The sequence below is a fragment of the Steroidobacter sp. genome (assembly GCF_016790065.1).
Lineage (GTDB): Bacteria > Pseudomonadota > Gammaproteobacteria > Steroidobacterales > Steroidobacteraceae > Steroidobacter.
Map to the genome: position 1 here is coordinate 1 of NZ_JAEUPY010000397.1, position 9792 is coordinate 9792.

The 9792-nt window shown below is 61.6% G+C and carries 5 protein-coding genes and 2 pseudogenes; 1 reads left to right on the forward strand and 6 read right to left on the reverse strand.

The window, feature by feature from the left end:
- The 4 genes and pseudogenes from JNL55_RS16465 to JNL55_RS16480 all read right to left on the reverse strand — a co-directional run.
- A pseudogene (locus tag JNL55_RS16465) lies at positions 1-1437 on the reverse strand (hypothetical protein); the annotation flags it as partial.
- A 10-nt stretch (positions 1438-1447) separates the two neighbouring features.
- Complete coding sequence (locus tag JNL55_RS16470; RefSeq protein WP_293855729.1) at positions 1448-4609, reverse strand: TonB-dependent receptor; 3162 nt, start codon at positions 4607-4609, stop codon at positions 1448-1450.
- A 90-nt stretch (positions 4610-4699) separates the two neighbouring features.
- On the reverse strand, positions 4700-5650 hold the full coding sequence (locus tag JNL55_RS16475) for a FecR family protein (RefSeq protein WP_293855732.1): 951 nt from the start codon (positions 5648-5650) through the stop codon (positions 4700-4702).
- On the reverse strand, positions 5628-6200 hold the full coding sequence (locus JNL55_RS16480; RefSeq protein WP_293855735.1) for an RNA polymerase sigma factor: 573 nt from the start codon (positions 6198-6200) through the stop codon (positions 5628-5630). Before JNL55_RS16480 ends, JNL55_RS16475 begins: the two co-directional genes overlap by 23 nt.
- Before the next feature lie 123 nt (positions 6201-6323).
- Here JNL55_RS16480 and JNL55_RS16485 point away from each other — a divergent pair, with 123 nt between their 5' ends.
- A complete protein-coding gene (locus JNL55_RS16485; RefSeq protein ID WP_293855738.1) occupies positions 6324-7601 on the forward strand; it encodes an MFS transporter in 1278 nt (425 codons plus the stop codon).
- On the opposite strand, the gene JNL55_RS16490 is transcribed toward JNL55_RS16485, so the two are convergent.
- Both JNL55_RS16490 and JNL55_RS16495 read right to left on the reverse strand, forming a co-directional pair.
- Positions 7586-9223, reverse strand: a complete 1638-nt coding sequence (locus tag JNL55_RS16490) for a tannase/feruloyl esterase family alpha/beta hydrolase (protein WP_293855741.1) — start codon at positions 9221-9223, stop codon at positions 7586-7588. The genes JNL55_RS16485 and JNL55_RS16490 overlap by 16 nt on opposite strands.
- 13 nt (positions 9224-9236) lie before the next feature.
- Positions 9237-9792 (reverse strand): annotated as a pseudogene (locus JNL55_RS16495) (hypothetical protein); the annotation flags it as partial.

Below are 9792 nucleotides of genomic sequence, written 5' to 3' on the forward strand. Positions count from 1 at the left end.
CCATACCAGGTCGAGTGGGATTCTGAGTTGCGGATGCTCCGGAGTGTTGGCCCGCATCCGCGGACTGCCTCGCATCGCCAGGATTCGTTGACCATCGGCGGAGAACGCGAGGTCAGTGTAGAACGCAGGATGAATCGTCAACTGTTGGGCGCCTCGCCCATCGGCACGCACCTTCCAGATGTGGCCGCCTTCGCGCGTCCAGACGATGTAAGCCAGCCATTGACCATCCGCCGACCAGACCGGCTGATACTCCAACGCATCGCCTCGCGTCACGCGTTCGGGCAGTGCGCCGGCACGTGCCGGCATGACATACAGCTTGGTGAGTGCAGATGTGACGATGCGACGCCCGTCGGGCGAAAAGCTCGGCCACTGAGCGATTCGCGCGGTCAGCGGTCCTTGCTCCACTCGATAGGGCTTGTGCAACCGAGGGCCGACTTCCAAAGAAACATCGGCGCGCAATGGAATCTCGGTGGCAACACCGTCGCGCACTCGAACGCGACGAATCTTTCCTCCCGAACTGAGCAATACGGACTGGCCGTCGCTCATCAGAACGTAGCCCGGCAAGTGATCGCCCCGCAAAGCTCGTCCGTAATCCTGCCGGTCCTGCTGCGCCGATCGTGTCAGTAGCTGGTCGCTTCCCGATTCCAGGTCGCGCTTGCGCAGTACGGTCCTGCCAGCATCGCGCGTTGCATAGATCAGCAACTTGCCATCGGCAGAAATGACGGGGCGCGTGCCACCCCCTGCGCCGTTGGTCAGCGACTCCACGATGCCATTGGTGAGATCGAGCCGCCGAATCTGTGCGATGGGCATGCCGTAGATGGCATCGTCCACCGGGTTGCGCTGAGCGAAGTAAAGATAGCGCCCGTCCTTGGCAACAACCCCACCCGAACCCGTCACCGGCTTGCCGTCCTGGTCGAGGACATCGGTCACGGCTCCGGACAGCGAATACAGACGGAACTTCGCTTCCGGCGAACCCAGTTGCGTCGACACCTGCGTGGTCGCCTCGGCCACCAACACCTGCTGGCTATCCGCGGTCCACGACGGCGCAATCGCGATGCCCTGACGATTGCTGGACAACTGCCGTAACGAACCGTCGGCTCGACGCATCACCCACAGATCGTCATCGCCTTCACGATCGCTGACGAAGGCCAGCCACTGTCCATCTGGAGAGATTCGCGGCTGACTGTCGTACGGCACGCCGCGCGTCAAAGCGACGGCCGTGCCACCAGTGACCGGCATCGTGTACAGATCGCCCAGCAGATCGAATACCACCTGCTGGCCGTCAGGCGTCACATCGACGGACATCCATGTCCCTTCCTCGACCGTAAAATTCAACGGCCGCGTGCGTCCCTGCAGCGGTAGCACGTCGCCGACAGCCACGTTGGCGGATGACGCGATGGTCAGCGCGGTGAGCAACACCGCAATCGATGTTCGCATGGCCCGAAGCTCAAAACTTCTTGGTCAGCGTCAGATAGTAATTACGCAAGCGCCAGTCGCCGAACGGGCTGTAGTAGTTGCTGCGCAGGTAGTACGCATCGAACGGCGGCGTCTTGTCGAACAGATTCTTGATGCCCACTTGGACGGCGACATCCGACAGCAAGCCCGCCGCCATGCCGCCGCCAGACGCTGTCTCGAACTCATAGCTCGCGAACACATCGTGGTAGAGCTGGCTCGGAATGGAGTTGGCGCCTTGCGCAGCCGTGTAGTGAGTGGCGCCGCCGATGCTGTATTGAGGATAGGAACCGTAATAGTTGGTCAGCCAGCCCAGATTCCATTGACGCATGCTCCAGCCGAGCGAGGCATTGGCACGAGTCTGCAACGGACCGTCGAACGCCACCTGGTTGACGATGTCGGTCAGCGGTGCATCGAACGCAGCCTGAATTTTATAAGACAGCACCTTGGTGCCCGCCAGGCCGACGTTGAACGTGCCGAAGCGATCGGTCTGCCAGCGATAACTCATGCTCAAGTCGATGCCTTCGGTCTCACCGCGGTTGGCATTGAACAAGCTGAAGTCGACAAAGGTCAGCACACCCACGCCGTACGGATCGCCGGGAGCCACCGGCGCGCGCACGATGCGATCGGCGAAGCGCGCCTCGTTGGCGAGAATCAAAGTGTCGTTGGTGGAGTTGACGATGATGTTTTCCTGCTTGAGGCGGTACCACTCCACGTTGAGTCGCAACGCCGGCAGGAAGGTGGGTTCGAAAATCAACCCGACGTTCAGATTGTCGGATTTCTGCGGTTGCAAATCGGGATTGCCGCCGGAGGAGAATTCGACGGTGGTCAATTCGTTGCCGCGGCGTGGATCGATGACCTGAGTGGTCCGCGGCACGCCCGCCGATAGCACCAACGACACGTTACCTGGCACCAGCTGGCTATAGGTCGGCGGCAGGAACGCCTTGCCGTAGCTGGCGCGCAGCGTCAGGCTGTCGACCGGCTGCCAGCGCAGGCCGATGGTGGGATTGGTGGATTGCAGCTCGGTATTGAAATGCACGCGCTCCGGATTCTGCGCGATGAACGCCGGCGCCGAACCCGCGACATATTGGAACGCTGTGCCGGAACCAATCGAATAGTCCTCGGTGCGCACCGACAACTGCGCATCCAGCAGCCGCACGCCCGGCACGTCGTTGGCTCTGCCGATCAAAGGAATATTGGCCTCGGCATAGGCGCTCTTGATGGTTTGCGACTGACTGAAATACTTCCGGTACTGCGTATCGTCCGGATAGTTGGGCTTTTGATTGTGGAAGCTGCCGTCGCTCAGGCTCTCTTTGCGATAGCCGAGACCGACAGTCAACGTCGCAGGACCCGCGGGTAGATCGAACAGCGGGCCGGCCACGCGCAGGTTAACGTCGCTCAACACGCCGTTCTGCGAACTGCCGAAGGTGCCGCGATACCGGGACAGGTCGATGGGATTGGCAATCGTATCGACGAACGGATTCAACACGCCGCTCTCGATATCGTCGCTGATGCCGCCGAAGCTGTAGATGGAGCCGCCGTACTTCATTCGGCTTTCGCTCCAGGTGTAATCGCTCGACAACATCCAGGAACGAGGCAGCTTGAACGTGAAGCCCACGGTGGCGCGACGATCCATGCTCTTCGCCTGGTAGTCGGTACCAAAGGGATCGGGCATGGAGACGAACACGTCTTGCTGGAACGGATTGACGGGCGAGGCAGCCGATACCTGCAACACGCTGTCGTACTCGCTGTAGTCACCGGTCTTGGCGGTGTTGCTGCTCCAGAAGACGTCCGCGAACACGTTCAATGAATCGGTCATCTCCCGCTGCAAGCTCGCCATCACCGTGCCGAGTTCCGGTGCCGAACCCACCGCGCGTCGCCGGCCTGTGGTCGGATGAGCGGTGCGTGGCAGATCAGTGTTGTATCTGCCAGCACTGGCCAACAACAGCGCCGGATCCGAAGCAGCCGTGAAGCCCACCGGCACGGAAGTGATCGCCGACCCGAGCGGCGTTCCGTCGCGCAACGTGAGATTGGTGTTGGCGGCCACCGCGCCGATGTTGGTGGTCGCGCCGAAAAATGGGTTGGTTCTGGAGTACAGCAACTCGGGATTGTTACGCAGGATGGTGTTGACGCCCCGCTGCAACAATTCCGGCCGATCCGCGTTGGTCAGCGTTTCGGTTTCCGAGTACAGCGCGCTCATCGAGATATGAGTGCGCCCCTCCTCCAAGCTCAGACCATACGTGCCACCGACGCTGCGAGTTGGCGCATCGCCGTCCATCACATTCGCATAGCTCACGCGCGCATCGCCGCCAGTGAAGCCTCGCTTCAGCACTACGTTAACCACACCGCCGACGGCGCTACCACCGTAGATAGCGGCGGAAGAAGATGGCAACACTTCGATACGTTCGATGGCGCTGGGCGGAATGCTGTTGAGATTCGGTTGATAGGTGCGACCGAACAACCCAGGACTCGCCGTGCGCCGACCGTTGATCAACACGAGCGTTTGATTGTCACCCAGCCCCCGCAGATTGATGCTGCTCTGGCTGCCACGGAAGTTTGCTGCAACCTGCGAAGAGGACAACGCCGCGGTGTTCATCGACAAGCCGCGCTTCAGAAAATCTTCGACGTTGACCGCACCGGATTGCTCGATGACGCCGGAGTCGAAAATGTAGTAAGCCTGCGCATCGTCTTCCGTGCGAACGATATCCATGTTCGCGGAGCGCGCGCCTGTCACCAGGATTTCCGGAATACCACGAAGGGCCGGATTGCTCGATTCAGTGTCCGATGCATCGCTGCCGGCAGCGTTCGACTCGCCATTCGACGTCGTCGGCTCTGCTGCCTTGACCAGCGCGATCGAACGCTCGCCCACGTACTTGGCTTGCAGACCACTGCGCGCCAACAGAATCTTCAGGCCTTCCTCGGTCGACAGCTGGCCGCTGACCGGATTCAACTTTGCTTGTTGGACATTCTCGCCGTCGGCAAGGATCTGTACCTTCGCCTGAGCCGCGAACTTGCGAATCGCTGCGCGCGCCTCGGTTGCCGGCACATCGAAGCGATGCTCTTCGGTGGCGAAAGCAGGAGTAACACTCGCCGAAGCCAGACTCGCAGTCAGCAGTACGGCGATCACGTGCGACCGAACCCGATTGGAAACTTGCACTGAGGTAATCCCCAAATCGCGCATCGAGATGTGCGCGTTCGATATGGGGATGAACGAGTGTCGGCTTTCACCCAGTGCTCCAGACAATCGTTACTTGATATGAATCGCGTCCGCCGCAGAAACGCTGCGCACTTGCAGGGCCACCGCAATGGTCGCGGCGAAATTTTCCGGATCGCTGGCACGAAACAAACCCACCACCGGCCGCGACGCCAACGCCGGGTTGTCGATCACGATCTGTCGATGGTTGTAGCGATTGATTTCGGTCACGGCGTAGTGCAGCGTCTCGCCATCGAACTCCACCAGACCGTCGCGCCAGACCAGTCGTCGCTCGGCTTGCTCTCGCGTCACGGGCGTCACTTCAGGCTGCCGAGTCGGTGTGACAGTGACCTGCTCGTTCGCAGCGATACGCCGTGGTGCATCGCTGTTGCGACTGTCATCGCTCAGCTCGACCACGCCCTCGGTGACGACGACACTGACCTGCTCGTTGACCGAGCGCACCGAAAACACCGTCCCGACCGCGCGCACCGAGACTGCTCCAGCACGTACGATGAACGGTCGCGCCGGGTCCTTCGCAACCTCGAAAACACCCTCGCCTTCGCCCAGTTTGATCTCCCGGAGCGATTCGTCAATGTGCACAGTGGCGCGTGTGGCCGTGTTGAGCACCATGCTCGATCCGTCCTTGAGTCGCACACGGCGGACCTCGCCGACATCGCTGATATAAACGTCGGGCCGATAAACCTGCGCCCACCAAACGATTGCGCCGACCGACAGCGCCACGACTGCAGCCGCAACTCTCAACAGCTGAGCATTGCTGTACCAGGGTTTACTGCGGATCTCAGCCACCTCTCGGCCGGCAGCCAACGCTCCCACTCGCTCCAAGTCCAGCCAGATGGCCTGCGCTCGTAGCAAAGCCCCGGGATGACGCGAGTCGGCCGCCAGCCATTCATCGAGCACACTCTGCTCTTCAGCAGCCACCGAACCCTGCTGTAAGCGTACCGCCCAATGCGCGGCCTGCTCATCAATCCGTTGACTGGATGTCATACTCACTCGCTCCTGTGGCTGGCTGGAATCCGGCACCTTCCTCCTTCATGGCACGAATCACCTTGGCCAGGGCCACGGCCAGGTGCTTCTCGACGGTCTTCTCGCTGATGCCCATGGCCGCCGCGATGTCACGCACGCTCAGGCCCCGAAACTTCTGCATTTCGAAAGCGCGCCGGCATTGCTCCGGCAAGGTGCGCACGATCCGTTCGAGCCGCTCGAGTTCCTGGCGCGCGCCCACCTTGCGCTCGATCCCGGGTTCCTCGCTGGGAATCCGCAGCGCCTCGATTTCCCCCAGGCGCTCCATGGGCACGATGCGGGCATGGCGGGTCTGCTCGTTCAAAAGATTGCGCACGACCGTGAAAAGGTAGCTGCGCCCCCCGGCGATTTGGCCCAGATCCACGTAGTAGAGACGGCTGTAAGCCTCTTGGATCAGATCATCCAGGTCAGCGGGGGACAGGCTGCGCACATAGCGACGCAGCCAGCCACGCACCTCCGCCTCATGCGGAAGAATGTTGGCAATGACCCACTGTTGTCGCGCGCGATGATCCAACGGCTGCTCGAATTCGATTGACCTCCAGAGAGGGGATGAACGAGGCGCTCAAAACCCTACCTGCGCGGTCGCCGAAATCAGGAATGGGTAAAGTACCACCGAGCCGCGTTACCATGGGGCGGTGTGAATAAGGCGCCACCCTCCCGCTCGCTACGCAACGTCCTACCTGCGGTCGCCGGTAACGCGTTCGAGTTCTACGACTTCACGCTGTATGCCATTTTCGCGGGCGTGATCGGGCGGCAGTTCTTTCCCGCGCCGACGGCGCTCGAATCCCTGCTGATTTCGTTGGGCGTTTACGCCGCCGGCTTCGTGGCACGCCCCATTGGAGCGCTGTTGATCGGTGGCTATGCCGACCGGAAAGGTCGCAAGGCGGCTCTCACACTGACGATTGTGTTGATGGCGGTGGGCACCGGGTTGATCGCGTTCACGCCACCGTTTGCCTCGATCGGGGTCGCAGCGACAGTGCTGGTGTTGCTAGGTCGCCTGCTCCAAGGACTCTCGGCGGGTGCGGAGATCGGTGTGGCCTCTGCCCTGCTGTTTGAATCAGCGGCGCCCAACCAACGCTGTTTCATCGTGAGCTGGCAGGTTGCCAGCCAGGGCGCGGCGGCGCTGACGGGCGCGGTGGCGGCCATGCTGGTTTATGGATGCTTGTCGGAAGCGGACGTCGAGAGCTGGGGTTGGCGCGTGCCGTTCATTGCCGGCCTGCTGATCGCACCGCTGGGCTTGGCCATCCGGCGCCGGATGCTGGAGTCGTTGCCGGAGCAAACCCAGCCAAGTCACCCGGCCCGAGAGTTGCTCGTCGAGCATCGCCTGCGCCTGATGCACGGGGTCGCGGTCCTATTGGGTCCGACGGTGTTCATGCAAGTGCTCACTTATTATCTGCCCATCCACCTGCAACGCACGTTGCACTATCCGCCGGCGTGGTCATTCGTACTGGCGTTCACCATTGGCAGTTCCCTGCTGATTACGGCACCATTGGTCGGTCGCTACGCTGACAGTCTGCAGCGACGCAAGCGACTGCTTTATGTGGCGCTCGCGCTGTCGACCGTCGCCATCTTTCCCGCGTTCGCTTTGCTCAACACCACAGCGAGTCTGTCGTGGTCAGTGGTGCTGATCACGGCACTCGCGATCCTCCACTACTCCAGCGGCGGCGCCGGGTTCGTGTTGTTGATGCAGGCATTTCCGTCGCACTTGCGGGCCAGCAGTATTTCGTTGATCTACAGTCTGTGCGTGGTGCTGTTCGGTGGCACGACGTTGCTGGTCGTCACGTGGCTGGTGGAACACAGCGGCAATGCGATGGCGCCTGCGTGGTATGCAGGCGCTGCGTGCTTGTTGAGCTTGATTGCGCTGTGGCGCTTTCCCGAAGCGCCGTTTGATCGAGCGGATCAGCGCGGCCGATAATTCTTCGGATCGTTCCAGTCGCCCCGGCCGATGTAACTCGCTTGCGAGGGATAGGGATACACGGGCCGCGTGCGCTCGATCTTGCCGTCCAGATCGTCGTCGCGTGTGGCGATCAACACATCGGGGGCGCGTTGCTGCTCTCGCCACTGCTCTAACGCCGCGAGCGCGTCGATCAGGCCGGCGCCATTACCGCCACGACAATGATGCACGCCCGGCAATAGAAACAATCTCGCGAACGCGTGCGTCGCCCGGTCGCCGCCCATGAACTTCAGCAGCGCGTCGTAGTACTCGATGGTCATCAACGGAGAAATCGCCGCGTCACCCCAACCGTGCCACAGAATGATTTTCCCACCCCGATCACGAAACGCGCGCATGTCGGTGGAGAGCGCATCGAACACAGCGGACTGCGCCTGCAACTGACCGAGCTGAGTATCGAAGTCGAAGCTGCGAAAGTCATAGCTCGGTCCGGGATCGCGCTCGAAGGCGAGGTAACGCAAGTACTCCTCCGCGCCACGCCGGGAAAACGTCACCGTCGCAGGCGGCGCCGGCAACACCCAGTTGGGCCAGTTGCCTTCCGAGCCGATAACGGTGCCGACCGGATAGACAATCTCACCTCGGCTGTTACGAGGCGCGGCATACACTTTGCGAACAGCTTCGATCTGCTTATCAGTCAGACAGGTCGCGCTCGACTGACCCGCCGGACAGCGCATCGATGCAGGGTCGAACTTGCAACGACGCGGATCGTCGATGACACCGTCGGCCTGGCCATCGATGGCATCGCAAGCACCGAGTACGGCTGCTTCGATGGCCGGCAACTGTTCCGGTGACAACAGGAACGAGTCGTCATCAGACTGCATGGCCTTCGCTACCCACGGAAAGTGAATGGCGTTCTTGCGTTGATAATCCAGCACCGGCGCGCCGGCGATGATGCCGTCGAAATCCGCTGGATAACGCGTGGCTGCCATCACACCGGCAGAACCGCCCTTGGAGCAGCCAGTGAGATACGAGTAGCGCGGCGGTTCGCCATAGAACTTCGCGAGAATGGCCTTGGCGGCGACCGCGACCACGTGATTCGCTCGATAGCCGAAGTCGATCTCGGCCTGACGATTGTTGTATCCCCACGCCCCGTCGAAGTTGCGCGTGGCCGTGTGGCCGCCGTCGCTGGTCACGGTTGCGTAGTCACGCATCAAGCCAGGGACGCAAGCCTCGCTGAAAACGAAACCGCAGAAACCATCGCACGCGACCATCAGCATGCGACGATTCCATTCCTGCGCCGGCAACCGCAATTCAAACCGAATGTTCGGCGTGGCGTAGCCCGAGACCAAACAATGCGCCGGCAGCGACTCGACAGCCTGCGTCGGCACGCCCTGCACTTTGCCGCGCGTTGCGTAGATCTGCATTTGCTCGGCAGTGGGCTTGCCGCCGCCGGCCGCGACGATCTTGGCTTCTGTGACTTTCGCGACGCCGTCGTCGGCCGGATAGGTCGGCCCGACCAACGCCGCACACGCCTGCTCCCAGTTCCCCGTTGGCACGTCGGCCCGCGCGGACGGCGAACTCCACGGCGACGCCGCCGCTGCGATCACAAACATCAAGGCCGCGAGCGGCTGCGTCGCTTTCATCATGACTGGGTCCTCGTCAATCCAACACAGTGACGGTGCCGTTGCGCCGATCTTCTCGGGTCTTCTCCCGATGCAACATCTCACCCTGTTCCGGCGTCATCTTGTTATGAATGAGGTCGTACATGCGCTTGTTGTAGGCAGCACGTTCTTCGCGGGACATCAGACGCACGTCGATACGGATCTGCGTTCGCTGAGCTGGCGTCAGCGCCAGATACACTGCGGGGTCGGTGAACACCGGTGCCTTGGTATCCTCTGGCGCAGCCGCCTTGTAGAACTCCTTCTCAGCAGCCGTCGGCGTGTACGCGAACTTCAACAACTCAGTGAAGGCCGGCATCGGCACGCCGATGTGATCTTCGTTCGGAACCTTCAGAAACTTCATCCGCAGCCCCTTCTGCACCAACGGCTGCAAGTCTGCCGCCAGCGCTTCGGGATCGTTCACCATGTGCGGCGACTCATCCGCACCGACGATCATCAGCAACGATGGACGCACCGGAGCCGCCGCCCATTTCGCGTCGAACGTCTTGCGCTCTTCCAGCACGTACTTGGCGTTCCACCACACTGACGGACTGATG